At 65.2% G+C, this 26,351-nt stretch carries 20 protein-coding genes and 2 pseudogenes; 8 read left to right on the top strand and 14 right to left on the bottom strand.

Going from position 1 to position 26,351, the window contains the following annotated elements:
* Positions 1-71: 71 nt before the first annotated feature.
* Genes G6R19_RS00950 through G6R19_RS00960 form a run of 3 tightly spaced genes read right to left on the bottom strand, consistent with a single transcriptional unit; the run spans position 72 to position 3,369 of the window.
* On the bottom strand, positions 72-1,091 hold the full coding sequence (locus tag G6R19_RS00950) for a transketolase C-terminal domain-containing protein (RefSeq protein WP_163161456.1): 1,020 nt from the start codon (positions 1,089-1,091) through the stop codon (positions 72-74).
* On the bottom strand, positions 1,088-1,996 hold the full coding sequence (locus G6R19_RS00955; protein WP_163161458.1) for a transketolase: 909 nt from the start codon (positions 1,994-1,996) through the stop codon (positions 1,088-1,090). Before G6R19_RS00955 ends, G6R19_RS00950 begins: the two co-directional genes overlap by 4 nt.
* Positions 1,997-2,031: 35 nt before the next feature.
* Entirely contained in the window at positions 2,032-3,369 is a 1,338-nt protein-coding gene (locus tag G6R19_RS00960) for an MFS transporter (protein ID WP_163161460.1), read from the bottom strand.
* A 206-nt stretch (positions 3,370-3,575) separates the two neighbouring features.
* Between G6R19_RS00960 and G6R19_RS00965 the strand changes: the two genes are divergently transcribed.
* From G6R19_RS00965 to G6R19_RS00975, 3 genes are read left to right on the top strand one after another with little or no spacing between them, the layout of a single operon-like run.
* Entirely contained in the window at positions 3,576-4,349 is a 774-nt protein-coding gene (locus tag G6R19_RS00965) for an SDR family NAD(P)-dependent oxidoreductase (RefSeq protein WP_163161462.1), read from the top strand.
* Between the two features lie 51 nt (positions 4,350-4,400).
* Positions 4,401-4,679, top strand: coding sequence for a hypothetical protein (locus G6R19_RS00970; RefSeq protein WP_163161465.1), 279 nt, complete (start codon positions 4,401-4,403; stop codon positions 4,677-4,679).
* Positions 4,680-4,731: 52 nt separating this feature from the next.
* Positions 4,732-5,172 carry an SRPBCC family protein gene (locus G6R19_RS00975; RefSeq protein ID WP_163161467.1) on the top strand — a complete coding sequence of 147 codons (441 nt, stop codon included), beginning with the start codon at positions 4,732-4,734 and terminating at the stop codon, positions 5,170-5,172.
* A gap of 50 nt (positions 5,173-5,222) precedes the next feature.
* Here G6R19_RS00975 and G6R19_RS00980 read toward each other — a convergent pair whose 3' ends face one another.
* Positions 5,223-6,107: an SDR family NAD(P)-dependent oxidoreductase gene (locus G6R19_RS00980; protein ID WP_163162813.1), complete on the bottom strand. Its 885-nt coding sequence runs from the start codon at positions 6,105-6,107 to the stop codon at positions 5,223-5,225.
* A 219-nt stretch (positions 6,108-6,326) separates the two neighbouring features.
* Between G6R19_RS00980 and G6R19_RS00985 the strand changes: the two genes are divergently transcribed.
* Both G6R19_RS00985 and G6R19_RS00990 read left to right on the top strand, forming a co-directional pair.
* Complete coding sequence (locus G6R19_RS00985; RefSeq protein ID WP_163161469.1) at positions 6,327-6,923, top strand: TetR/AcrR family transcriptional regulator; 597 nt, start codon at positions 6,327-6,329, stop codon at positions 6,921-6,923.
* Complete coding sequence (locus G6R19_RS00990) at positions 6,920-8,056, top strand: DMT family transporter (protein ID WP_240341713.1); 1,137 nt, start codon at positions 6,920-6,922, stop codon at positions 8,054-8,056. Before G6R19_RS00985 ends, G6R19_RS00990 begins: the two co-directional genes overlap by 4 nt.
* On the opposite strand, the pseudogene G6R19_RS20310 reads toward G6R19_RS00990, so the two are convergent.
* The 3 genes and pseudogenes from G6R19_RS20310 to G6R19_RS01005 all read right to left on the bottom strand — a co-directional run.
* A pseudogene (locus tag G6R19_RS20310) lies at positions 8,012-8,191 on the bottom strand (DUF3040 domain-containing protein); the annotation flags it as partial. The gene G6R19_RS00990 and the pseudogene G6R19_RS20310 sit on opposite strands and share 45 nt — an antisense overlap.
* Before the next feature lie 95 nt (positions 8,192-8,286).
* Entirely contained in the window at positions 8,287-8,820 is a 534-nt protein-coding gene (locus G6R19_RS01000; RefSeq protein WP_163162817.1) for a DUF488 domain-containing protein, read from the bottom strand.
* Positions 8,821-8,916: 96 nt separating this feature from the next.
* Complete coding sequence (locus tag G6R19_RS01005; protein WP_163161473.1) at positions 8,917-9,963, bottom strand: aldo/keto reductase; 1,047 nt, start codon at positions 9,961-9,963, stop codon at positions 8,917-8,919.
* Positions 9,964-10,364: 401 nt separating this feature from the next.
* Here G6R19_RS01005 and malQ point away from each other — a divergent pair, with 401 nt between their 5' ends.
* Both malQ and G6R19_RS01015 read left to right on the top strand, forming a co-directional pair.
* Positions 10,365-12,599 carry a 4-alpha-glucanotransferase gene (malQ, locus tag G6R19_RS01010; RefSeq protein WP_240341714.1) on the top strand — a complete coding sequence of 745 codons (2,235 nt, stop codon included), beginning with the start codon at positions 10,365-10,367 and terminating at the stop codon, positions 12,597-12,599.
* 21 nt (positions 12,600-12,620) lie between these two features.
* Positions 12,621-13,529 carry an SDR family oxidoreductase gene (locus tag G6R19_RS01015; protein ID WP_163161475.1) on the top strand — a complete coding sequence of 303 codons (909 nt, stop codon included), beginning with the start codon at positions 12,621-12,623 and terminating at the stop codon, positions 13,527-13,529.
* Between the two features lie 123 nt (positions 13,530-13,652).
* On the opposite strand, the gene G6R19_RS01020 is transcribed toward G6R19_RS01015, so the two are convergent.
* A complete protein-coding gene (locus tag G6R19_RS01020; protein ID WP_346010070.1) occupies positions 13,653-16,634 on the bottom strand; it encodes an alpha-amylase family glycosyl hydrolase in 2,982 nt (993 codons plus the stop codon).
* A gap of 478 nt (positions 16,635-17,112) precedes the next feature.
* A complete protein-coding gene (locus tag G6R19_RS01025; RefSeq protein WP_163161477.1) occupies positions 17,113-18,159 on the bottom strand; it encodes a beta-propeller fold lactonase family protein in 1,047 nt (348 codons plus the stop codon).
* A gap of 181 nt (positions 18,160-18,340) precedes the next feature.
* Here G6R19_RS01025 and G6R19_RS01030 point away from each other — a divergent pair, with 181 nt between their 5' ends.
* Complete coding sequence (locus G6R19_RS01030) at positions 18,341-19,165, top strand: putative protein N(5)-glutamine methyltransferase (RefSeq protein WP_163161479.1); 825 nt, start codon at positions 18,341-18,343, stop codon at positions 19,163-19,165.
* Between the two features lie 271 nt (positions 19,166-19,436).
* On the opposite strand, the gene G6R19_RS01035 is transcribed toward G6R19_RS01030, so the two are convergent.
* The 5 genes and pseudogenes from G6R19_RS01035 to G6R19_RS20510 form a co-directional block, all read right to left on the bottom strand.
* A complete protein-coding gene (locus G6R19_RS01035) occupies positions 19,437-21,557 on the bottom strand; it encodes an HNH endonuclease signature motif containing protein (RefSeq protein ID WP_163161481.1) in 2,121 nt (706 codons plus the stop codon).
* Positions 21,558-21,818: 261 nt separating this feature from the next.
* Positions 21,819-22,364 (bottom strand): hypothetical protein, encoded by a 546-nt coding sequence (locus tag G6R19_RS01040; RefSeq protein ID WP_163161483.1) that lies wholly within the window; start codon positions 22,362-22,364, stop codon positions 21,819-21,821.
* Between the two features lie 112 nt (positions 22,365-22,476).
* Positions 22,477-22,743, bottom strand: a complete 267-nt coding sequence (locus G6R19_RS01045) for a GlsB/YeaQ/YmgE family stress response membrane protein (RefSeq protein WP_163161485.1) — start codon at positions 22,741-22,743, stop codon at positions 22,477-22,479.
* Positions 22,744-22,875: 132 nt separating this feature from the next.
* Positions 22,876-23,709 (bottom strand): aldo/keto reductase, encoded by an 834-nt coding sequence (locus G6R19_RS01050; RefSeq protein ID WP_163161487.1) that lies wholly within the window; start codon positions 23,707-23,709, stop codon positions 22,876-22,878.
* Between the two features lie 32 nt (positions 23,710-23,741).
* Positions 23,742-26,295: pseudogene (locus G6R19_RS20510) on the bottom strand (rhamnogalacturonan lyase).
* Positions 26,296-26,351 lie beyond the last annotated feature (56 nt).

Consider the following 26,351-nt stretch of genomic DNA (forward strand, 5'->3'; position numbering starts at 1 on the left):
TCGATAGTACGGCAGAAAGCACGGCACCGGGCAGGACCGGTGCCGTGCTTCCCACATTCGCCGGAGCCGCGCTAGCCGAGCTCCGCGAGCACCTTTGCCACGATGCGGTCCACGGCCAAACCGTAGCGGTCGTGGAGGGTGGGCAGCGCCCCGGCGTCGAGGAACTGGTCCGGCAGTGCCACCGGGACCACGCGCTTGCCAACGCCGGCGGTGACGACGGCGGAGGCCACCGTTTCAAACAAGCCGCCCACCACGGAGTGGTTTTCCAGCGTCACGGCCAGGCGGTCGGTATTGATCTCGGCCAGGACCGTGGCGGCGTCGAACGGCTTGATGGTGGGGGTGTGCACCACGGCGGCGTCCACATTGTGTGCCGCGAGGGCCTTGGCTGCCTGGAGGGCGCGCATCGTCATCAGGCCGGAGGAGATAAACACTACATCGTTGCCGCCGCGCAGGACCTTGGCCTTGCCGAGTTCGAACGTGTAGTCGTACTCGTCCAGGACGGTGGGCACGTTACCGCGCAGCAGGCGCAGGTAGGTTGGCCCGTCACTGGCTGCCAGCTGCGGGACGGCCTGTTCGATGTCGATAGAGTCGCAGGGGTCCACGATTGTCAGGTTGGGCATGCCGCGGAAAATCGCCATGTCCTCGGTGGCCTGGTGGCTGGGGCCATAGCCGGTGGTCAGGCCGGGCAGGCCCCCCACAATGTTGACGTTCAGGTTGGGCTCGGCCGCATCCAGGCAGAGGAAGTCGTAGGCGCGGCGGGCAGCGAACACCGAGTAGGTGGACGCGAACGGCACCAGCCCGGTCTCGGCCAGCCCGGCAGCCGCGCCGAAGAGCAGCTGCTCCGCCATACCCATCTGGAAGAAGCGCTCCGGGAAGGCTTTGGCGAAGATGTGCATGTCGGTGTACTTGCCCAGGTCCGCGGTGAGGCCAACAATTTTGTCGTTCTCCTGCGCGGCCTTCACCAGCGCGTGCCCGAACGGCGCGGACGCCGTCTTCTGGTCCGGGTCGGCGAAGGAGGCGATCATCGCCGAGGTTTTCAGCTTTGGCTTGGCGGCTGTTGTTGTATCGGGGGCCTCGGTAGTGGTGCTCATGCTGAAGCCTTTCCTTCGTAGCCTGCGGTCAGTTGCTCGCGGCAGGTCTGCCATTCGTGTTCTTCGATGCGCATGAAGTGCGCCTTTTCGCGGTTCTCCAGCAGGGGAACGCCCCGGCCTACCTTCGTGTCGCAGAGGATCACGGAAGGACGTCCGACGGCGGCGGCCTGGGCCGCTGCGTTGTCGAACGCTTCCAGCAGGGCGGCGACGTCGTTCCCGTCCACGCGCTGCGTGTACCAGCCGAAGGATTCCCACTTTTCCGTGACCGGCTCGGTGCGCAGCACGGTGTCTGTCTTGCCGTCGGCCTGCAGGGCGTTGATGTCCACCATGGCGGTCAGGTTGCCCAGCTGGTGGTGGTGGGCGCCCATGGCCGCCTCCCAGGTAGAGCCCTCGTCCAGTTCTCCGTCGGAGAGGAAGTTGAATACCCGGGCGCTGGAGCCCTGGAACCGCAGGCCCAGGGCCATACCGACGGCGATGGTCAGGCCGTGGCCCAGGGAACCGCCGGAAATTTCCATGCCGGGGGTGTAGGTGGACATTCCGGACATCGGCAGCCGCGAATCGTCGGAGCCGTAGGTTTCCAGTTCTTCCACCGGGACAGTCCCGGCTTCGGCGAGGGCTGCGTAGTGGCCGATCGCGTAGTGGCCGGTGGAGAGCAGGAACCGGTCCCGCGCCTCCCAGTGCGGATCCTCGGCCTTGAAGCGCAGCTGGTCGCCGTACACGGTGGCGAGCATGTCCGCAGCGCCGAGGGCCTGGCCCACATAGCCTTGGCCCTGGACCTCGCCCATGTTCAGGGCGTGGTGCCGGATGCGGTAGGCAGCAGCGCTGATCTTGACGATGCGGTCCTGCGCGACGCCGGTGGCCACCTGCCTTTCGTCGGCCGAGAACTGGACAGTATCTGTTGCCATTGCTTGCTCCGTGTTTGTTTCGTGTGTGGCAGTCATTAGACGCTCACCGTGTTGGGGGTGCTTTTAGTGGCCTCGTCAGCCAGCTCGCGCTCCCGCTTGCCCCAGGTTTCCCTGGTGACAATGGCGGCCCAGAGGCCAACGGCGGCGTAAAAGCTGAAGAGGAGGGCCGGGCCCATCCAGCCCAGGGCCACGAACAGCAGGGTGGTGACGAAGGGGGTGAAGCCGGAGACCATGGCCGAGATCTGGTAGGCCAGCGAGGCTCCGGAGGAGCGGGTCTTGGCCTGGAACAGCTCCGGGAACCACGGACCCTGTGCGCCGGCAAGCGAGTTCTGGCAGACAGCGTAGGAGATGACGATGGTGGCAATGACGAAGATGAACAGTCCGGTATTCACCAGCAGGAACATGGGAATGCCGAACAGAGCGGCGAAGGCGCAGGACCAGACGTAGAGGGGCCGGCGGCCGACCTTGTCGGTGAGGCGGGCCCACGCCATGGTGGCGAAGATTCCAATGAACGAGGCGATGCAGAGGGCCACCAGCGTTTCGGTCTTGTCCGCCAGTTGCTGCGTGTGGAGGTAGGAAATCATGTAGGTGACGGACACGGCGTAGCCGGCAGTCTCGGCGATCCGCAGGCCGATGCCCCGGACAATGCTCCGCCAGTCCGTCTTGATGACCTCGATGATGGGGTTCTTGACGATGGAACCGCTGTCCTTGACTTCGTCGAAGACCGGGGACTCGGGCACCTTGGAGCGGATGACGAGCCCGACAGCGACGAGCACGATGCTGGCCAGGAAGGGAACGCGCCAGGCGAGCTCACCGCCGAGGTTGACGCTCACCAGGAAGACGAGGTTTGCCAGGAGGAGGCCCACCGGGAAGCCGGCCTGCACGATGCCGGTGTATTTGCCCTTGGACTTCCATGGCGCGTGCTCGTAGCTCATCAGGATGGCGCCGCCCCACTCAGCACCGAAGGCCAGGCCCTGGACCACCCGGACGAAGACCAACAGTGCGGGTGCGAGCAGGCCGACCTGCTCGTACGTGGGCAGGAGGCCGATGAGGAACGTGGCCACGCCCATGAGGATCAGGGAGGCGACCAGGACGGGTTTCCGGCCCACCTTGTCGCCGAGGTGTCCGCCGATGATGCCGCCCAGGGGGCGGGCAGCGAAGCCGACGCCGAGGGTGGCAAAGGCTGCCAGCGTTCCGGTGACGGGGTCGCCGGTGGGGAAGAACGCCGTCCCGAAGTACAGCGCAGCCGCGGTGCCGAAACCGATGAAGTCGTACGTCTCAATCACAGCGCCCACACCGGAGCCAATCGCAACGCGCTTGGCGTCCTTGGTGCCGTGCACGTGGCCGCGCATATTCAGAGCTTCGTTGCTCATGGTGGTTTCCCTTTCGATGTGCGGCCCAAGTAAGCATTGCCGCTGTCGACTGTTAACAAATGATATAGCAAGCGTGACGGAGATCATTAGCACTGTCAACAGTCGACTTGTGAGGTTGACTGTTGACAGTAGAGTCCAATAGTGTGGTGCCAGTCACTTTGACTGAGTCTCACCGACGCACTCACTCATTGATCCAAGGGAGCATCATGACCACCATCCAGCGCACTGCCGTCCTCACCGGAGCAACTTCGGACCGGGGCATCGGCATCACCACCGCCCGCCGCTATGCACGCGAAGGCTGGGGCATCGTCGTCCTGGACCTCGACAGCGAAAAGTCCGCCAAGGTCGCCGCCGAGATCGGCAATGAGTTCAACGTCCCCGCCTTCGGTCACGAGGTGGACGTTGCCAACGAAGCGTCTGTTGCCGCTGCCCAGGCAGCCGTCGCGGCGGAGGTTGCCGCCGGCAATTTGCCGCCCGTGGGTGCCCTCGCCAACATCGCAGGTATCACCTCCCCGGTCCCGTTCCTCGAGACCACCCTGGAGCTGTGGCACAAAGTAATGGACGTCAACGCAACAGGCACCTACCTGGTGACGAAGGCCTTCCTCCCGGACATGATCGACAACGGCTGGGGCCGGATCGTCAACATGTCCTCCGTCTCGGCCCAGCGCGGCGGGGGAGTGTTCGGGAAAGTCCCGTACTCAGCAGCCAAGGCCGCCATCCTGGGGTTCACCAAGGCCCTCGCCCGCGAACTCGGCACCACCGGCGTCACTGTCAACGCAATCACCCCGGGTGCCGTGGACACCAACATCCGCGTAGGGAGCACCGAAGAGCAGGAAGCCGCCATCAACGCCGGAATTCCGCTGGGCCGCAACGCCACCACGGAAGAAGTGGCGGCCGTCATTACCTTCCTGTCCTCGGAGGACTCGGCCTACCTCACCGGCACAACCATCGACATCAACGGCGGAAGCCACCTCCACTAAACGCAGCAGCGGCAAAGCCTGGTTGGAGAACGGGTGGATTGGGGCAGCGCGATGAAGCCGTATCGCTACCATGACTGGAGTCGGCTGATCGGAACACCGGTGGAGGTCCGCAGGGATTTCGAAATTGTGCGCGCCGGCGTTGTGGACGATGCCATGGCGGATTCGTCTGCCTTGTGGCTGGCTGCCGACGCAGGAGGAGGCAGGGCCCTTTATGCTGCCGCAGAGGGTTACGAGGTGTGGATTCGGCCCATGGAGCTTGGCGGGAAGCTCTGCTTCAAAATGGCGGCGGCGCAACTCTCAGGGCCGCGGCAAGGAAGCAGGTCCTGGTAGACAGGCTTGTGAAGGGGTGGGCTTCCCGCCACGCGGTTCCTACACTGGGGTGATGATTACAGTCACCGGAAGTGTGGAAACCAAGCTGCCCGCCGAGCAGGCCTTTGCCTACATGCGGGAGTTCGAAAACACGAGCGAGTGGGACCCCAGCACCCCGGTGATGGACAAGCTGACCCCAGGGCCCGTTGCTCTGGGGCACAGGTACCACGCCGAATCGGAGTTCCGGGGCAAACGCCAGACCCTTGAATACGAGGTCATCGAGCTGACGGAGAACCACATCAAGCTGCGCGGCGAGAACAAAACGGTCACGGCTTTCGACTCGATCGACGTGAGCTCCAATGGTGCGGGTTCGGTGGTCAAATACACGGCGGAGTTCAGCATCAAGGGCCCGGCCAAGATCATCCAGCCGCTGCTGAAGCCGGCCTTCATGTCGCTGCGCGACCCCGCGCTGAACGGGATCAGGGACACGCTCAACTCCCGCGCCGGAGAATAACCAGAGCGCCCCGGCGATGAACGGAGCCTGTCAGTCGCCGGAGGGGAGCGCTACAGTCCCGTAAGGCGGGAGCATGCCTGCCATAAACGCCTGCGGGCTTCGGGATCCGAGCCCATGCCCGGCGTCGGGAGTTCCTTCCGCTTGGCCCAAAGCTTCCCGGAAACCTTCGCTGTTTCCGGTGCGGTGGCAAGCCAGACCGCCGTGTCTGCCGCCTTTTCGGCGGGGGCACCGAAGATATTGGTGACCCAGCGGAACGGGCCCCCGACGTCCTGCAGCAGTGCCGTGTTCTTGACGAGGCCGGGATGCACGGCGTTTGCCACCACTCCCGTGCCGCGCAGGCGCTCGCCAAACTCCTGCGTCAGGAGGACGCGGGCAAGCATTGTGGGCGGTGTGGAGCGAAGGTAGCTGTAATTGCCCTTTGCTGTTTGAAGGTCGTCGAAGTTAAGTGTGGTGTTGCCATACCTTGAAGCAACGTTCACGATTCGTGCCGGAGAGGCCGCCGGACCAGGCGTGCCTGCGGTTCCCGCGTTTGCCTTTCCTTCACGCGCGGCGCGCTTGAGTGCGTCGAGCAGCAGATTTGTCAGCAGGAAGTAGGCCACCACATTCGTAGCGAAGGTCAGTTCCAGCCCGTCCGGAGTAACATGGCGTTCCTTGCGGAAGACGCCTGCGGCGTTGACAAGTACATCCAGCCTCTCGTGGCGGGCCAGGACCTCGGACGCCGCCTGCCGGATGGAGGACTGGGACGATAGGTCGCACTCCAGCGGTTCGAGCCTGGCATCCGGAACGAGCGCCCTGATGTCCGCCATTGCTGAGTCCGCCCGGGCAGCCGAGCGTCCGACGACCACGACGGCGGCTCCCTGGCGTGCCAGGCCCGTAGCTACGGCTTTGCCCAGCCCGCCCGTCGCGCCAGTCACCAGCGCCAGGCGCCCATCCATTGATCCCACCGCCGCCTCCTCAGCACCCCGGCCTTCCGCCCTCAGGCATAGCTCCTTCGACGGGAACCCAAGAGGTCCGGACCTCAAGACCCAAGACCCCAAGCGCCTTCAGGTTACGCCGTCGCCGGGCCTCTTCCTACTGGCATCCGGGCAATGTCGAAAGACGTCCTGGAGGTGTAGGTAGACTGGTCTACCTACACCTCAAAACAAGGAGCGCCAGTGACCCCGCCTGATGTGTCTGTGCCGCCAAGGAAGTCTGCCCGCGAACTCTTGCTGACGGCAGCGGCACGGCTCTTCTACGCCCAAGGGGTCGGAGCCACGGGCATTGATGCCATCACTGCCGCGGCGGGGGTGGCAAAAAAGAGTCTTTACAACAATTTCGCTTCCAAAGCGGACCTGGTGGGCGCATACCTGGAGTTCCGGCACGAGGAATGGCTTGGCCTCTACCGGAAGCGCGCGGACCTCGCGCGAGGGCCGAGGGAGCGCGTGCTGGCCATCTTTGACGCCTACCTCGATCATGCCCGCTTTGCATACGAACATGGATTCCGGGGGTGCGGACTACTCAATGCAGCCGCGGAACTGCCGGCAGGCAGCCCAGGGCGGATGGCGGTACGGCGGCACAAGGAAGAAGTGGAGGACCTCCTCGCCGCGCATCTGGCGGAGCTGCTCCCGGGCCAGGAAGAACCCCGTAGGAGGCTGGCCAGCCATCTGGCCTTCCTGCTGGAAGGTGCCATGGTCCGCGCAGGACTCGAGGGTGGGGACGCCCGGCTCCTCCAAGGCCGAACCATTGCCGCGCAGTTGCTGGACGAGCTGTGACTGTTTCAACCGGCCTCGCGTCCGGTCCGTTCCGGGGCGCTGTTTTTGTGCTCGCCGCGTCGGTGCTGTGGGGCACCACAGGAACTGCAGCCACCTTTGCCCCCGCCGTCAGCCCGTTGGCCATCGGTGCGGTTGCGATGGGAGTGGGCGGGTTGCTGCAGGCCCTGTACGCGGCCCATCCCATCAGCGCGCAGTGGCGACTCCTAGTGAAGCGATGGCCGTTGCTGTCCCTTGGGGCGTTGGCGGTTGCGGTATATCCCCTGGCCTTTTACACCTCAATGCATCTTGCCGGCGTGGCCGTGGGAACGGTGGTGTCCATCGGCTCCGCCCCGGTGGCAGCCGCGGTCATCGAGCGCCTTGTTGACCAGAAGCCACTCACCTGCCGGTGGATGGTCGGGGCGCTGATCACCGTGGGCGGCGCCGTGCTGTTGTCTTTTGCCGGTCACCAGTCCGACGGCGGGGGCGCACGTCCCGCGGCGGCGTCCGCTGAGTCCTGGGCCGGCACGTCCTGGGCCAGCGCGGCGGGAATAGCCCTGGGCCTGGTCGCAGGGACGACCTACGCGCTGTACTCGTGGGCGGCCCACCGCCTCATCGGCGGTGGCGTGTCCTCCCGGGCCGCCATGGGCACAGTGTTTGGCGTGGGCGGTGTCCTGCTGATGCCTCTCCTCCTTTTCACCGGCCGCCCGCTCCTTGAGACCTGGACGAACTTCACGGTCGGGGCGTACATGGCGCTCGTGCCGATGTTCGCCGGGTACGTCCTGTTCGGGTGGGGCCTGGCGCGGGTGCGCGCCAGCACCGCGACAGGTCTTTCCTTGGTGGAAACTGTGGTGGCAGCGGTATTGGCTGTCCTGGTAGTGGGGGAACGGTTGCCGGCAGCGGGCTGGATCGGAGCCGCCACCGTCCTGGCGGGCCTGTTCTTCCTGGTCCCGCGTGCTTCACCACAGTGGCAACAGAGGCTGAACGGCCCAGGGCTACGTGGGCTGCCCGCGACGGCGGCGGCGACCGAGGGGATGCTTGTTCAGCGCGAGGTAAGCCCCCAAAACCATCAGGAACAGCCCCGAGACAGCTACACCGATGACCTGGCCGCTGGCTCCCGCGATGAAGAGCACAAGGCCGAGCAGGCCCGCGGCTGAACCGTAGTAGAAACCTGCACTGAACCGGCGGGAGGGGTAGCCGGACAGCAGTTCCATGGCGAGGTGGGGATCGTCGGCGATCAGCCCGAGCTCCAGCTCCTTGAGGAGCCTCCGCTCCTCTTCGGACATTGGCATTGGACGCCCTTGAAATCTAAGTCGGGAGTATCGATATAGACCGTAGAATTCTTGTCCTGTTGAGTCAAGGGTTAGGTTTCCCCGGTTGTGGCGGCTTATCCCGTGACGTCATATCTCAGTGAACTTCCCAGCACCCTGACGCCTTGAGTCGGGACATGGGTGATGGGCCGGGAGCGGGGCATCAGATGTTCCACGGGAATTCCGGCCAGGAGGACGCAGTGGTCGGCGATGAGCCTTCGGTGGCATCTCCACCAGAGGGTTTCGCTGCACATGATCGCAGTGGGTTGACCCTGTGCGTCTGCCATCAGGCGTTCCGCGGCCGCTTCGAACTCCCCGGTGCGCATGTAGGCGGCGTAGGCCCGGAAAGAATCGTTGCGGAGGGCCGTGTCCGGTGATTCCAGCGGAAGCTTGCGGAAACCGCCCAGGCGCTGCTCCCACCGGTAACTGATGCCGGCTTCCGGCAGCCAGGCGACCATGCTGTCCTTGCCAAAGTGGGGGTGCTTGCGGCTGCCGGGCCCGATGCGCACGTCCACAAGGGATGTCACGCCGGCGCTTTTCAGCAGCTCCTCGAAGTCAGCCTGGGAGGCTGTCCCGTGCCCCACCGTAAAAAGAACGCCCACGGCAGCCATGATAGGCACGCGGGCATCTCCTCAGTAGGAGCATCCGCAGCAAGGAGCCGCAGCCGGGGCTCCGGCAGCAGGAGGCAGGACGACGGCGGGACTGGCCTAACGCCGTCGGAGTTCCGCGAACTCAAGGGAGGGGACGATGGCGCCGGCGTCCCGCTCCACGAAGTTGGTGCCGGGCGGTACAACGTCATCGATCGCGTCCAAAACCGACTCGCCCAGCCTGACTTCGGCCGCCCGCAGGTACGCCGCAAGGTGATCTTCGCTGCGCGGCCCGATAATTACGCTGCTGATGGCCGGATGCGCCAGGGCGAAGCCGACGGCGAGGTCCACCAGCGAGAGCTCCAGCTTGTCCGCCAGCCGGGCCAGGGCATCCGCCGCGTGCAGCTTGCGCTCGCTGGAGGGCCCGGAGATGTCGTAGCGGCCGGGAAGTGAGTGCACGCGGGTGGGCGGCTTTCCGGATTCCAGGACAAAGCTGCCCGACAACCAGCCGCCCGCCAACGGGCCGTACGCCAGTACGCCGAGGCCGTACTGCTGGGCGATCGGGAACACGTCCCGTTCGTTGGCGCGCACCAGCATGGAGTACGGCACCTGGTTCCCGAGCGGCGGAATCAGATGGTTGGTGGTGGCGAGCCACTGCGCCTCCACCAGCTGCGCCGGCGTGAACACCGAGGTCCCGTAGTAGAGGATCTTTCCCTGCCGGATCAGGTCATTGAGGGTGGTGATGGTTTCCAGGACATCGGTGTTGTAGTCCGGCCGGTGCGCCTGGTACAGGTCAATCCGGTCGGTCTGCAGGCGGCGGAGGCTGCCCTCGACGGCCTGCGTGATCCAGCGCCGGGAATTGCCGGCATGGGCAGGATTCGGGCTCATCTGGCCGTGGAACTTGGTGGCGAGGAAGGCGTCGTCGCGGCGGCCCCGCAGTGCACGCCCCACCACTTGCTCCGATTCACCCTGTGAATACACATCTGCCGTGTCTATCGCAGTGATGCCGGAGTCCAGCGCGGACTGAATGATGCGGATGCTCTCCTCTGCTCCGGTGGGCGCGCCGGGAGCTCCACCGGCCCCCTCGCCGAAGTTCATGGTGCCCAGGGTCAGCGGGCTGATAGGGGTGCCTGATCGCCCGAACACCCGCAGTTCGCTGAGGCTCATCTCCGGTCTCCTCTGGTCATTGCCGGCACGATGCGTGCCCTTGATCGTCACGAGGCTACACAGATCGGCCGGCGCGGCGGCGGTTTCGCGCCTCAGGGCTTCTCTTTTCGACTCGCGAAGTAATGCAGCCGGCGGGTATGACGTTTTATGGAGCAGGCCGGGCGGCGCAGGCGTGGGGAGATGCCTTGACCATCCCGCTGCGGACATCCCGGCCCGGGCGGGATCGGCGTGGTCAACACCCACTTCGAGTCCTGGGCCACTTCCACGGGGCATGCCGGGTTTCGCCTCTGCGCCGCCCTGCAATAATCTGAACCAACGGTTGTGCGCGGGGGTGCAAGCGCCCGGTACAACAAGCAGCACTGTAAGTTCGGGCCACATCACACCAGACGAGGCGGACACGCATGACGGCTTCAGACCAGCAGCACCCACAGCAATCACAGATGCCCGCGGATCCGCCCGGCCTTCCCTCCGCTGCCCGTGAAGCTGCCACGGGCGCCGTGGACCCGCACCTCCTCCAGCAGTTGGCGGACGCGCATGGCGTGGGAACCTCCTTCCAAGGCTGGGACGGGCTCCCGCACAGTGTCGCCGAAGAAACACTGATCAAGGTCCTGGCCTCCCTGGGGGTGCAGGCCCACACCAACCAGCTCATCGAGGCGGCACTCGCGGAAGCGGAACTGGCGCCGTGGCGGCGCATGCTGCCTCCCGCCGTCGTTATCCATCAGGGCGAGCCGGCGCAGGTCCCGGTCCATCTGCGGGATGGAGCCACTGCAGAGGTGACCATAACGCTTGAAGGCGGCGCAGGGACACGGGATGCCGTTCAGCAGGACCTCTGGGTGCAGCCGCGGGATGTGGACGGGGTTGCCACCGGCCGTGCCACCTTCGCCCTTCCCCAGGACCTGCCGCTGGGCTGGCATACACTCCACGCGGAATCCGAAGGCGCTACCGCGTCCACAACCCTGGTGGTGGTGCCCGCCCGGCTGACCACCGCCGCACCGCTGGAAGCCCGCCGCGGTTGGGGATTGGCTACCCAGCTGTACTCCGTGCGTTCCAAGCGGTCCTGGGGCATCGGCGACTTCTCCGACCTGGCGGACCTTGGCGCGCTGAGTGCGGCCCACGGCGCAGACTATATTTTGGTTAATCCGCTGCACGCTGCCGAGCCGGTTCCGCCTGTCCAGCCGTCGCCGTATTCACCGTCCACCCGGCGGTTCTTCAACCCGCTGTACATCCGCATCGAGGCGATCCCCGAACTGGCCTACCTTAAGGCGCGCAAGCGTGCCGCAGTGGAAAGGCTTCACGAGGAAGTGGCTGCCCTGAACAAGGAGGGCGCCCGGCTGGACCGCGATTCCGTCTACGCGGCCAAGCTCCAGGCCCTGGAGATGCTCTACCACACCCGCCGGTCACCCGCCCGGCAGGCTGCCTTCGACGAATTCTGCCGCATCTCCGGCAGCGGCCTCGACGACTTCGCCCTCTGGTCCGCGATCCGGGAGGACCTGCCGGCCGGGGACCCGTTCTGGTCGGACCCCGCCTGTGCCCTTGGCACGCCGCAGACCGAGGCACTGCGGGAAAGGCTTGCGGACAGGATCGGGTTCCACCGCTGGCTGCAGTGGATCTGCGACGAGCAGCTCGAAAACGCGCAGCGGGCCGCGCTTCGGTCCGGGATGCGGCTCGGCGTGGTCCACGACCTGGCGGTGGGCGTGGACCACAGCAGTGCCGACGCCTGGACGCTCCGCGACGTCCTGGCTCCCGGCACCAGCGTGGGTGCGCCGCCGGACATGTACAACCAGCAGGGACAGGACTGGGGCCAGCCGCCATGGCATCCGGCCCGGCTCGCGGAGGCAGGCTACATCCCGTTCCGCAACATGCTGGCCACCGTGCTGCGGCATGCCGGCGGCGTGCGTGTGGACCATATCCTGGGCCTGTTCCGGCTCTGGTGGATCCCATCCGGCAACGCCCCGGGCGACGGCGCCTACGTGAGATACGACCATGAAGCGCTGATCGGCATCCTCGCCCTGGAGGCGCAGCGTGCCGGGGCAGTGGTGATCGGCGAGGACCTGGGCACGTTCGAACCCTGGGTCCGCGACTACCTTGCCGCCCGCGGCATCCTGGGCACTTCCATCCTTTGGTTCGAGTACGACGGCGATTCGCCCCTTGCGCCCGAGAGGTACCGCACGCAGGCACTCGCCAGCGTGAACACCCACGACCTTCCGCCCACCGCCGGGTACCTCGCCGGTGACCACGTGGCGCTGCGCAGCGACCTGGGCCTCCTTGAGCGCTCCGAGGCGGAGGAGCGGGCCGAGCACAACGCCTCCCTGGAGAAGATGCTTGCCCTGGTGCGCGAGCGCGGCTACCTCCCTGATGGTGCTTCCGGCGCTCCGGGGGCCAGCGAGGAGCGGACTATTGAGGCGCTGCACCTGCTGCTGGCGCAGGCGCCGTCGGTACTGCTGGGCGTTGCCCTGGTAGATGCCGTGGGGGAGCGCCGCGTCCAGAACCAGCCCGGCACCACCGAAGCACTGTATCCGAACTGGCAGGTACCGCTCGGCGGGCCGGATGGCAAGCCGGTGTTCCTGGATGATCTTCCCGCCAATGCACGGTTCAACTCCCTGCTGGCGGCGGTGGAGGAGGCCCTGCGCGGCTAAGTCAACAGTCAGGAGAGCACGATGGGTGAGGGACCAGTACTGGTAGTAGGCGGCACCGGCATGCTCGGCGGCCAGGTGGTGACGGAACTGCTCAACCGGGGAAGGCAGGTGCGTGCCCTGGTGCGCCCCGGCTCCGATGCCTCCCGGCTGGAATCGGCGGGTGTTGAGATTGCCCGCGGGGACATGATGGATCAGGAATCGCTGCTGCACGCCATGGCCGGCGCGGATGCGGTTGTCACTACGGCTGCCGGCTACACCCGGCACCGCAAAGGCGACACCCCGGCAACCGACACGGTCGGCAATTCGAACCTTGCTGAAGCGGCGAAGCGTACCGGCGTCCGCAGGTTTGTGCTGACCAGCATCCTGACCTGCGACCAGACACCCCGCGTCCCGCATTTCTGGCACAAAAGGCTTATGGAGGACCGGCTCCAGGCGCTGGGCGTCCCCTTTGTCGCGCTGCGGCCCGGAGCATTCCTGAATCAAGTGACCCGCTTCGGCGGCGACCCGGTCAGCAAACACAAAGTCATGTGGTTCGGCTCGGCAGGAATCCCGCTGACGTTTGTGCTCACCGCGGACGTCGCCGGGTACTTGGCCGCCGCCGTGGATGCTCCGGATGTGGAGGGCCAGCGCATTGATATCGGCTGGGACAGGCCCATCTCCCTGCAGGAATTCGCTGACCTTACCGAACGGCTGACGGGCGAAGAGATGCGCGTCCGGTCGGTTCCGGTTGGCCTCCTGCGGGCGGCAGGGCGCGTGCTGGGGCCGGTGAACCCCATGGCCAACGACCTGGCAGCAATGATTTCGTGGTTCCAGACTGGCCGGTACGTGGCTGACACCACCCGCCAGAGTGAGGTCTTTGGGGCTCCGCCCACTGCAGAGGACGCCGTGCGCAGGCTCATCACCGGCCTCGGGCACGCCGTGCGAAGCTAGGCCTTCGTCCCGGCGGGGAAACCCCGGTTTCGGCACAATAACCCCATCAACAGCGGGGCCACCTGCCGCTTCCCCGGTTCGGGATGGCGGCAGGTGGCCCTTTGCTGTGGTGGCAGGAAAGCTTTAGCCCGCCGTGATCAGGTGCGTGAAGTGGTCGTAGCGGAAGGTGACCGCTCCGCCGTCGTGCTTGAACGGAATGTCGCCGCCGGTTGGCGAGCCGTTCGCGCCGTAGCTGACGCCCCAGGAGCGGTCCAAAGCTGCCTTGAAGTCGTAGTTGCCGGCCGCAAGGTTGGGAACAGTCAGCTTCCATACGAGGTCAGCCGGATCCAGCACCAGTTGTGCCTGGTCGCAGGCCGGCTCCCAGTCCGATGCGCAGCCCAGTTCAGTGTTCAGGCTGCCAGCCACGGCGACCGCCGAGGGCTGCTGGGACGCGTACACGGCACTCATGACGTGCGTGCTGTTGTCATAGCGGAACGTCACCTTCCCACCGGGGTGGTCAAGCACGATGTTCCCTCCATCAGCCGAGCCGCCGGCTCCGTAGCTCACATCCCAGGTGCCGTTGAGCGCGGCCTTGTACTCGTATTGTCCCTTCGGCAGGTCCGCCGTCAGGCGCCAGATCTTGTCCGCGGGGTCCAGCTTCAGCATGGCCTGTGCGCAGGATGGCTGCCACGGTTCGGTGCAGCCGATCAGCTGGTTCATGGATCCGGCCACCGTCACCGAGTCCGGCTGCGGAGCGTCACCGACTGTCACGGTCCGCGCGTCGCTGACCACGTTGAAGCCGGGCCCAGTCATGGAAGCGCGGTACCGGACATTGATGCCGTCCGGTAGCCCTGTCACGTCATCCTTTACCGAGTAGACGGGCGACGAATCGTCGGTTCCGACGGCGGTCCAGTCTCCTCCGGCTACGCTGCGCTCAAAAGACACCACGTGGCTGGCCTTTTCCGGGTCCACGGTGGCGCTGAGCTCCACCGGGCCTTTGGCACTGCTTCCCTCCACCGGCTTCTGCAGGGTGAGGACCGGGGCGGGAACCGCGGCCGTGCGCGGCTGGCTCGTGGCGGTGTGGCCGCCGTTGTCCAGCACCGTGGCGCGGTACTCCACGCCAGTGCCGGCCTCCAGCGCCGCCACGTCGTGGAACACCTGGTACGGCGCCGTGTCGTCGGTGCCGATGGGCTGCCATTCGCCGCCTGCCGTCTTGGCCTCGAAGGTGACCTGGTAGAACGAGGAGCCTCCGACGTCGGCCGTCACCTTAAGGCGCCCGTTGTCACCTTGCGCTGCCGCCGGCTCCTGGAGGACGACGGCGGGCGCCGCCTTGGAGTGCGGAATCCTGCCGGACGACTGGTACACCACGGCAGAAAGCGGGGGCACGGTGACTGCGAGCTTGCCGTCCGCGGAGGTTGCGGCCTCGTTGGCGCCTTCACCGTAAACGCGGGTGTAGTTGCGCTTGGCGATGTACGTTGGCACCTCTGCGCTCTGCGTCTGCTCGCTGTTGTTCAGTGCCACGACGTACTCGCGCTGGTCTCCGGCGTCCGTGCGGGAGAAGGCGTAGATGCCTTGACCTTCGGAGGCGTAACGGTGCTGGTGCGCGCCGTCACGCAGTGCAGGGTGTTCCTTCGTCAGGCCTGCGAGCTGGCTGATCTTCGCATAGAGCGGGTGCCCGGGGTTGAAGTTGTCCGTGGCGTGGGTGGCGTCGGAGCCCAGCAGGTTGTCGTCGAGGTATTCCGGCACCTGGCTGGCGAAGAGTGTCTGCCGGGCATCCTGGTCACCGCCAGGGCCTGTGAAGCCCTGTTCGTCACCGTAATAGATCACGGGATTGCCGCGGGAGAAGTACATCAGCTCGTGGGCCAGCTGATCGCGGGCCACCTGCTCCGCGTCGGTTGAACCGGGGTTGTCGGTGGCGATGAAGCTGCCGATGCGGCCCATGTCGTGGTTGCCCAGGAAGGTGGGCAATTGGTAGACGTTGGAGTCGGCGTCGGTATACCAGTCATCGCCGGCGAAGAAGGTTTCCAGGTTTCGTGCGTCCTGGCCCTTCGAAGCGAAGTTGCGGGCCGCGTCCTGGAAGGGGAAGTCCAGCACTGACTGCATCTGGTTGCGGGTGGTGAACTGCGACGTGAAGCTCTTGGTGGTGTCAAAGACCTCGCCGAACATAAAGAACTCGTCCTTGCCCTGCTCCTTGGCGTAGTTCAGAACGTCAGGGCCGAAATCCTGCCAGAACTCGTTGTTGACGTGCTTCATGGTGTCGATCCGGAAGCCGTCCACACCGAAGTCGCGGATCCAGGCCGTATAGATCTCTTTCATGCCGTCCACCACCTTGGGGTGCTCGGTGAAGAGGTCATCCAGGCCGAAGAAGTCACCGTAGTAGGCATCCTCACCGGCGAAAGTGGTGTCACCCCGGTTGTGGTAGAGGTTGGGATCGTTCAGCCAGCCCGGAACCTTCAGATCTTCTTCGCCGGTTTCGAGGACAGGTACGTAGGGGAACGACTTGGTGGGGTCCAGTTCGGGAAAGCTTTCCGAGCCCGCGTAGTCCCTGTCGTCGAAAGCCTCGCCGTCCGCAGTCTCGTAAGGCACTTCATCCTTGGACGCATAGCGCATGCGCGGGGCGTCCTCGTAGCCGATGACGTCCGCGGTGTGGTTGGTGATGATGTCGAAATACACCTTCATGCCACGGCTGTGGGCTTCGTCGATCAGGGCCTTGAGCTCGGCATTGGTGCCCAGGTGTGGATCGATTTGAGTGAAGTCCGTGATCCAGTAGCCGTGGTACCCGGCCGATTTGTCCTCCGGCTGTACGGCCTTGTTCTTGAAGCTCGGTGTCAGCCAGATGGAGGTTGTACCCAGGCCCTGGATGTAGTCGATCTTGTCCAGCAGGCCGGCGAGGTCACCGCCATTGTAGAAACCTTTTTTGGTGGGGTCGAAGCCGGACACCATGGGGTCGTTACCCAGGCCGCCCTGGTCGTTGGCCGTGCTGCCATTGCTGAAACGGTCGGCCATGACGAAGTAGAAGTTTTCGTCTGTTACCGGGCCGCGGAGGCTGTGCAGGGCCGACCCTGCGCCTGGGCCCTTAGGGCCGGGAGTTGCCTGCGCGGGAAGGGCTGACGCTGAAACGGCCACTGCGGCTGCTACTGCGGCTGCCAGCAACGCACCGGCCGTGCGGGCTGTGGTGGTGCGGGTTGTGGTGGTCTGAGCTGTGAGGGTCTTAGCTGTGGTGGCGTGGGACGCCGGGGGTTGAGGTGCTGAAGTGGAAGTTGTTTCTGTGCTCGTTCTTGCGTCTTTTGTTGTGCTTCCCTTGGCGCGTTTTCTCACGCCTGTTCTGTCGCTTGGGGGCATGCTCGAGGGGGTGCGGAATTTCAAGGCAGGAGACCTTTCCTGGTAGCTGCGCTGCTGTACAGGCTTGCCGGGGCAAGGGGGGTGGCGTGGGGATGCCAGGTTCATCGGGCAACCCAGCGGCCCTGTGAACCAAGTCACAACTGTAAGCGCTTGCACTGAATAACTCCAGCGTTTAGGAAATGCCGCTTGTAGGTTTGCGCGCTATGTCTGCTGTTCGCGATGAAGCGGGCTCTCCCGGTCCTGATGCCCGGGCCGCCGAAGTTTATCCTGCGGGTACCAAAGCGGTGGGGGAGCGCACCTCCAGGTTGTGGATCATGGCCATGGGCAAGCCCGTGGCGGGGTCCAGCTCAAAAGTGGCTATGTTGTCCGAACGTTCGTGGGCCACGTGGAGCCAGCGGCCCCTGACCAGATGATGCCGCGGCCAGTTTCCTCCACTCGGAAAGTCGTGTACCGGCACCAGTTCCGTCCCGTCGGCTCCGACCTCCAGCACGCTTACCAGGTTGGAGCCGCGCACGCCCACATAGACGTGCTTGCCCTCGTGGCCGAGGCAGATTTCTGCTGCGGAATCATCCGGCTGGCTGGCGCCTGATGTGGCAGGGCCCCGGAAGACGAGTTCGAACGTCCCCGCTTCCGGCCTGACAACGAAGACTTCAACCGAGTATTCAGACACCACAAACACGTTGCCGCTGGGATGCTGCACCAGGTGTCGCGGGCCGCAGCCGAAGGGGAGGGCCACCTCGTGGTCCGCCACTAGGCCCGACCCGGGCACATAATTCCAGATCCGGAGGGTGTCGTGGCCCAGATCCGTCGTCATAATGCGACCGTCCGTCAGCATCAGGCTTGCGTGGGCACGGCTCTGCCGGGGCTCGCCCGGGGTCTGGCTGGCGTGCGGATCCACCGAGGGCAGCGCTGGGAAGCGTGCCGTGATGCCGCCGTCGGAATCCAATTCGTACAGCAGGACCTGGCCGTCCCCCCAACAAGTGGCGGTGAGGAAGCGTCCCTGCGGGTCGACCGCAACGTGGCAGGTCGCTTCTCCGGAGGGTTGCGGGTCACCAAGCGGCTCCAGCCCGAAATCTCCGGTGCGGCGAAAGGCCCTGACCATTTTGCGCTGCTCGGCCACCGCGTACACCACGGGCAAAGTGGGGTGAACGGCGACGAACGATGGCGAGTCGGTCTTGACGGCCGTTCCCAACCATTCGAGCGAGCCGTCGGGGCGGGCCGACAACGCTCCGATCCCTTCCGCGCGTCCGCCGCCGTCGGGGGTGTAGGTGCCGATCCAAATCAGGGAGTGCGGGCCAGGGGAAGTCATAGCTCTATCCTGCCAAGAAAAGCCCACCAAACCGGGGAATTGCGGATTAGCATTGGACTCCTGCGGTTGAAAAGAGGTGGGTCCGATTCCTGCTTCATCCGTTTCGGGTGGCTCCTATTGTGCCGTTCGGGCCTCTTGGCCTGGTAGAGAGGGAAGGCCCCGGATCACCGAAAGGCGTTGTATGCCCGCTGCTGATTCACTTGCTTCGCCCACTCTCGCGGAGCTCGTGCCCATGCTGCGGGCGGCTGGCTGTGTCTTCGCCGAAGACGAGGCGCAGCTGCTCCTGGCGGAAGCGTCCAGTCCCGCCGAGCTTTTCGAATGGGTGGAGCGCCGCGTTTCCGGTGAACCCCTTGAATACATCGTGGGCTGGGCGGAATTCTGCGGTCTCCGGGTAACCGTTGACCCAGGTGTTTTTGTGCCGCGACGACGCACCGAACTGCTCGTCTCGGAAGCTGCCTCGCTGCTGCGGGAGAGCTTGACGCCGCCCGGCTCGTCGGCATCCGCCGTCGTTGTGGACCTGTGTTGCGGATCGGGGGCAGTGGGCTTGGGACTAGCCTCCCGAGTTTCCGTGAGGGAACTCCACTCGGCGGATATTGATTCAGCTGCAGTGCAGTGTGCCCGACGAAACTTGTCACCGCTGGGCGGGTACGTCCATCAGGGTGATTTGTATGCTGCACTTCCTTCCAGGCTCAAGCGGCAAGCGCAGCTCATCGTGGCGAACGCCCCCTACGTGCCCACTAGCGTGTTGCCGACGATGCCGCCTGAAGCCAGGATCTACGAACAGCAGATCTCGCTCGACGGTGGTCCCGACGGGCTGGACCTGCACCGGCGGGTGATCGAAGAAGCTTCAGAATGGTTGGATCCAGCTGGCCACCTCGTCATCGAAACCAGTGAGCGCCAAGCCGCTGGAACCGTTGCAATCATGGTTGCTGCAGGGCTTGGGGCGCGGACTGTCCACTCCGACGAGCTGGACGGCACGGTTGTGGTCGGAACTGCACGGGCATAGTCCGCATTCCGGAGTTCAGCGCCATCTCTTGTGGGCCCGGAACTTTCCAAGAACCGGGGCCGACACTCCTGCAGTAACTCGTGCAGTAACTCGTGCAGTAAGTCCTGCAGTAACTCGTGCAGCCTATACAGCAGTAACTCGTGCAGTAACCGTGGACGCGGCAACCGAGGGGAAAGATCCTGCAGGTTCCCGGCCTCGACACCCGCGGCGGGAAGCGGCAGAAGCGGGTTGATTGTTGGCTGAACGACTTATCAGGCCCAGCGGCCCGGGTTCATTCCCGGGGTCTTGGTGGGGGTGGTGGTTTGAAGTAGGTGTTTTGTTGGGGTTTTTGGTGTGGGTCGAGGTGTTTTGGGGGTGTGTACCAGGGGGTGTTGTTGATGATGGTGATGGTCCATTGTTCTTTGTGGATCAGGTGGTGGTGGCCGGAGCAGAGGAGCGCGCCGTTGTCCGTGCTGGTGGGGCCGCCGCGGGACCAGTAGGTGATGTGGTGGGCTTCGCACCAGGGGGCGGGGACGGTGCAGTTGGGGAAGGTGCAGCCTTGGTCGCGGGCGTTGAGGGCTTGGCGTTGGGCGGGGGTAAAGAGCCGGGTTTTGCGGCCGAGGTCCAGGATTTCGCCGTGGGTGCCGAGGAGGGCGGGGATGATGTCGGCGTCGCAGGCGATTTTGCGGATTGTCGCGGCGGCGACGGGGCCGGTGAAGGCGAAGTTCCCAGTACCGGTGCCGGGGGCTGTACCACTGGGGCGTGTGTGGTGGGGGAGGAGGTCCTGGTAGTTGATGGTGGCGATGATTTGGGGGCGGTTGCCGCCGGTGGCGGGCAGGGTGTTGGTGGCCAGGGCGGTTTTGACGGCGCCGATGATTCCCTCGAGTTGTTTCTGCGGCCGGGTGCGCCGGTCCAGGTCCACGTCGCCGTCCCGCCAGGAATCCTGATCAGTACCAGCGCCATTGCCAGGGCCATCACCAGCGGCAGCGCCAGCATCAGTGCCAGTGCCGGTGCCGGCGTGTGCACTGGTAGTGGGTGGGGTGGTGCGGGGGTTGGTGGCGGTGTTCATGACGGTGAGGAGGTGTTCGTACTGGTCGGTGGTGGCGAAGATTTCGATGTGGTGCAGGCCGTGGCGGGGTTTGCGGATGAAGGCGCCTTGGGTGTGGCGGAGGGCTTCTTCGCTGGGTTCGGTGCCGTCGGCGTCGATGGTGTCGGCCCAGCGGCGGGCGACGCGGACGAGGAAGTCCGGGTCGGCGGTGGCGGCTGTGGTGGTGAGGTTTTCCTCGATCAGCTCCAGCCGTTCGGGTGTGACGAGGTGGCCGAGCCGGTTCAGGGTCATGGCGATGATGGTCCCGGCCCGGGAGGAGACCACCGGGCCGGTCGTGGCCTGGCTGATGGTGGCCGTGTCCTCGGCGGTGTTCTCGGTGTCCGTTGTGTCCTGGAGGTTGCTGGCGGTTGCTGCTGCGGGTGTGGGTGTGAGGGCGGCGGCGAGGTGTTCGCGGGTGGCTGGGACGGTGTCGCCGGTAAGGGTAGTTGTGGGCAGGATGTCCGCTGCGAGGGCGAGGCGGCGGTGGGCTTCGCTCTTGCCGATCCGCAGCCGCTGCCGCAGGAACTCTGCGGTGTTCGCACACCCGTCATCAGCCGGCGAGGTGACCACCCGGGCGGGGGAGCTGTCCGACTCGATCTGCGTCCGCGAGTCTCTCACGGCTGACACGCTGGCCAGTGAACCGTTGGCCGCTGACCCGCTGGCCGGTGAACTGTTGGGTGCAGAGTCTCCGGGCCAGGCGGTGTCGGTTTCGTTCAGGATTTCCACGCCGTTGTCCCAGCCGGTGACCCAGCCCTTGCCTGTCCGGGAGCGGCTTGCCCGGGCGGCGTCCGCCGCGGCAATGGCCTGCGTGCGGGTGCGGTCCACCGTCCCGGCGGCCAGGACCTGCAGGTACTCCACGGACCGGGAGAGGTCCTCGACCTTCCCGGCATAATCGGCGGCCTCGACATAGTCAGCGGCCGCGAGAATCGTGGGGGCAGCAGCCGCGGCAGCAGCCAGGAGTCTGCCGATCTCCTCCAGACCGAGTGGCACTTGCGGACAGTACGGGTTGTCAGTCGGGAGGGGTGCCGCAGCAAAGGGCGCATCAACACCGGACGGGTTGTCAGCGGGGAGCGACTCCGCAACAAGGGGCTGATCAGGACTGGGAGGGCCGTCCGATGGGAGGATCTCCGATGCATGCCCCGCCGCAGGAAGGGGCTCAGCCGCGTCGGCCTCGACCGGGCCGGGAACGGCACGCAGCGGGCCCGCAAAACCCAGTCCGGGGTCGCCGTCGAACGCCTTAGAACCACGGGAGGAGATGCTGCCAGCCCGCGTCAGTACGGAGGTAGAACCGCCGTACTCCGCAAGCTGCTCCCCATTGGCTTCCATAGGACAACTCTGCCAAAGACCACTGACAAAAGTGCCGGCCACAGACGCTATGTGGATAAGCCGCCCTCGTCCCGGATATGCGGGAGTTTCAGCTTGATCGGGAGAACGGGACGCACTGTCGGTGGGCCAGACGCCGCTGGCCGCCGCGTCCCCCAAGGATCGCGACGGCCAGCAAAGCCATTCAGTTGTAGCACATTAGCGATGCGGCCTCATGTCACAAAGGAGGACAAGGGGAACCGCCGCGAAATGGGTGGCGCGTGACTACGCTTTGGAGTCCGGTTCGTCGCTGGTGGTTCCCAGGTTGTGGGTCTCGGGGTGCGTGCTGTGGGCAGGAATGTGGTCCTCGCCGAGCTCTGCGTCGCTGAGCGTTCCGGACGTCCCCGCGGCACCGGTTGTACCGGCTGTACCCAAGGTGGCCGATGTCCCGAGCGTATCCGTCGTAGCGGCCGTGCCGGTAGCGCCAAAACCGCCGGAGGTCCCGGTAGTCCCAGCCGTGCCAGTGGAGGTGTCCGATGTCGCGGCGTCGCCGGACGAAGAGGACTTGCTGTCCCCGGACGAGCCGTCACGGTGCATCGCGGAGCCGATGACGGTGCCTGCACGGCGGGCCGCCTCGGTTAGCTGATCCGCAACTTCCGGGGCTTTCTCCTTGATGGCCTCCGTGGCCACGGACACCTTGTCCTGGACAGGCTTGCTGTCCCAGATGCCGGCGGCCCGGGCCTTGAGTTTGTCGTAGGCTGCCCGGCCGGACCGCGACCCAAGAACGTACCCGGCGGCGATTCCGACGCCCAAAAGAAGTTTGTTTTTCATGATGAACTCCTGCTCCGTGAGAAGGTTTCAGTTCCGGCCAGAGAGGCCGGAGATAGGGAAAACCGGCCAGGGGATGTTGTCCCCAGACCGGTTTTCCTGGCTAGCGCGGCAGTTAGCTGCGCACGCCGCGCTTGGTGATCATGCCGTACACCAGCAGCACGATGAGCGCGCCGCCGATGGCCAGCAGCCACGTCTGCAGGGAGAAGAACTCCTGCAGTCCGCTGCCGAAGATCATTCCGCCGATCCAGCCGCCGAGGAGTGCCCCAACGACGCCCAGGACGAGGGTGATGATCCAGCCGCCACCCTGCCGGCCCGGGAGAATCGCCTTAGCGATCGCACCAGCAATAAGTCCGAGAATCAGAAATGCAATAAATCCCATTTTTCGTTCCTCTTCCTAAGTAAAGGAGGCCTCCGGATCCCGGAAGCACTTCATCCTTCTGCCTCAATAGTAATCATGCTTACTATCTATTTGCCAACCCCGTTTTCCAGAAAAGCCGCATTTCAGGGCTGATTAGTGGCCGGTGATGTCCGAATCGTTGCCCGCGTTGGGACCCTCGTCGAGGATGGCCAATTCCGCTAGATCCTGCGCATCCAGGGCGAAATCGAAGATGTCCAGGTTCTCCCTCATCCGCTCCGGATTCGCCGTTTTGGGAACTGTCACAATTCCGTTCTGGACATGCCACCGAAGGACCAGTTGGCCGGGCGTTTTGCCATGCTTTTCCGCCAGTTGCGACAAAATGGGGGCGCCCAGCAGGCCGGCGCCGTCCCCTCCCAGCGGGCTGTAGGACTGGGTCACAATCCCATGCTTGTCATGGAACTCGCGTTCTGCCGTCCGGGTGATGGCAGGGTTCAACTGGATCTGGTTCACCGCGGGCACTACCTCTGTCTCCGCCATCAGACGCTCCAAATGGGCGGGCTTGAAGTTGGACACCCCGATGGAGCGGACCTTGCCCTCCGCCTGCAGCCGCTCGAAGGTCTTCCAGGTGGAGACATAGTCATCGCGCTGGGGAAGCGGCCAATGGATCAGGAACAGGTCCACGTAGTCGAGCCCCAGCCGCTTCAGCGCCCCGTCCAGCCCTTCAACTGCGCGGTCGTTGCCTTGGAACTGGCCGTCAACCTTGGTGGTGATGAACAACTCCTCCCGGGCCACGCCGCTGGCCCGGATACCATTGCCCACGCCCCGTTCGTTGCCGTACTTTACGGCCGTGTCGATGTGCCTGTACCCGGCTTCCAGGGCCTGTACGACGGCGGTGGCCGCCTGATCGTCGTCCAGCGGCCAGGTGCCGAGACCCACCTGCGGAATGGAGTAACCGTCGTTGAGTTTGATCAGCGGTACAAGTGTCATTGCAACAGTCTCTCCCTTATGTGGTGCCCGTCCTAGTCCCCAAACGCCCGCAGGATGTTTTCGGCGTTGTAGGTCAGGGCCACGCGTGCGGTGTCCGATACCTTGTCGGGGCCCTTCTGCTGGCCCAGGAAGTCCGTAAAGCGCTGCAGTGCCTGCCCGGCCCGAGCTTCGTCGCCGTCCTCAACTGACTTCGCCGCCTGCTGGATGCTCGCCGCCAGCTGGCTTCCTACCGGCCCTGTGACGTCCCCTGACTCGACCAGGTCTTCCAGGACGTGCTTCAGCGCCTTCACGCTGCCCGGCAGCCATGCCGCCCGCAGGGGCACGTCAGCGAAGTCCATGTCGGAGGCAAGGTAGAAGTCCGTGTAGGCCGGCTGGTTGTAGGCGGTGTTCTGCCGGGCAACTTCTGCGCGGTACTGGGGATCGTGCATCAGCGTGTACAGCTTGTGGTTTGTCACCTCGGTGCTCAGGTACATCCGCAGGGCCGAGCTGTCCGCGGTCCTTACCAGCAGTTCTTCCCGCCAGTCACCCACCACGTCCGCCACCAGGCTCGGGTTGCCCTTGGTGTCGTTGTTGGTGCGGGTGCCTGTAGCAGTAAGGAGCCGGCCGCGCTTCCAGTCGTCGATCGAGGGCGTCTGGTCCCTGGAGCCGTTGACGAGCTGTGTGGTCATGTCCGCGGCCCACTTGATGTTCATGTTGGTGCCAGGTCCCGAAGAGGAGAGCTTGCGGCCGTCGGCTGACTGCATGCCGATGGCCCAGTTCTCGATGCCTGGGACAGTCTTATCTACGTCGCCGATCATGCCGCGACCGGTGTCCCTGCCGGAGTAGGCGCCGAACAGCACCTCGCCGGTAGCGGCGTCGCGCATGGCATAGCCGTAGGGGGCAAAGGTGCCGCCCTCGTGCACGCTGAAGATCTCCTTGCCCGGACGGGCGGGGTCAATGTCGGTGACGTGCATGGCGTCGCCGTGGCCCAGGCGGGCTTCCTCGCCGGGCGTGGCGCTGCCGGCCGGCATGGTGTCGAAGGAGCTGTAGAGAAGCGACCCGTCGTCGTCGATTGTGGCGGAGCCGTAGACGATCTCCTGCTTGCCGTCAGCGTCCACGTCCGAGGCACTCAGGGAGTGGAAGCCCTGCGTGGTGAGCTTCCCGAACTCCGGATCGGTCCCGTCGCGGCCGTGCGGCGAATCGTTGAACGGGTTGGTCATGGGGGTCCAGCCGGAGTCCACGTTCCACACGGGGGAGAGGTTGGAGCCGTCCCAGGTGTAGGCAGCCAGCGTGCTGCGCGTGTAGTAGCCACGGGCGAACACGGCTGCCGGCTTGGTGCCGTCCAGGTAGGCGACGCCGGCGAGGAAGCGGTCCACACGGTTGCCGGGTTCGATACGGGCCATGGCGTAATCGCCCCACATGAGGCCGTCGTCGTGCCTGCCGGGCTCGTAGGCGACCGTCTTCAACTCCTCGCCCGTGGCGCCCTCAAAGACGGTGAGGTATTCCGGCCCGGAAACGATGAAGCCCTCGAAGGCGCGCAGGTTGTTCCGGGCGCTGCGCGCCGGGGCGTAGACGTCCATGAAGTAGTCGGTCAGTGCTTGGGCGTCGGCCTGGGACAGGGGGTACTGGTACTTCGGGGCGATCCCAAACGCTTCCTCCAGGGTGGCTGGCCAGTTGCCGGCCTTCACTTCCGGATGTTCGGTCCAGCCCTGGAACGTCTTCACCATGTGCTGGTAGTAATCAGCGGCGCTCATCCGGTAGTCGTCAGAATGGGCGTAACCGGCGTTGATGTCGGACTGCAGCAGTGTGATGAAGCTTTCCGAGGCAACGCTGCCGTCGGCATTGAAGTTGGTGCTCTTGGTTCCCGGGGCGGTCTTCATCATCATCTCCGCACGGCCGTCGCCGTCGAAGTCGTTGACCAGGAGCTGGGTGTAGTGGGCGCCCGAGCGGATGTTCACGCCGAGGTCGATCCGGTGGAGGAGGGTGCCGTCAGCCTTGTACGTGTCCACGTAGGTGTTGCCCGTGTAGCCCACCTGGGAGACGTCCTTGGAGTTGTTGGGGTCCCACTTGACGATGAACTCGTACTGGCCGTCGCCGTCCACATCGCCCACGGACGCGTCATTTGCGGTGTAGGTGTACGCCTGGCCCGTGGGGGGTGACGCCGTCGGCGGGCTTCTTGAGCGGGATGTCCTTGAAGTTGCCGCCCCAGGAAGTGGCGCTGGCGCTGCGGTCCAGTTCAACGCCGCCGACGACGGCCCGCACCTGGTATTCGGACGCGGTTGTCCCAGCGGGGTCGAGGAAGTTGGTGCTGTCCGTGACCGTGGCCAGCTTCTGGCCGTCACGGTAGACGTTGAAATCCGTGCCGGTCAGGCCCGTCGCGGAGGATCCGGTGGCTTCGTGGCCCAGGAGGCGCCAGCTCAGGAAGACACCCTCTGAGGTTTTGGCGGCCACCAGGCCGCGGTCAAGGTGGTCAAGCTGGATGCCGGGGGTGCCGGGCTTAGGGGAACGTTCGACGGCGGATGCCGGGGCGGAGAGGCAGCCGAAGGTGAGGGCAAGGCCCAAGGCACCAGCTGAGAGAAGGCGGGCAGAGTTCCTGCTCGGATTCATCGATGAATCCTTTCAATTCTAGATTGGGAAAACGCTTCCCCAGTAACCTAGTGGGG

Source organism: Arthrobacter sp. Alg241-R88 (assembly GCF_900537115.1).
GTDB lineage: Bacteria > Actinomycetota > Actinomycetes > Actinomycetales > Micrococcaceae > Arthrobacter.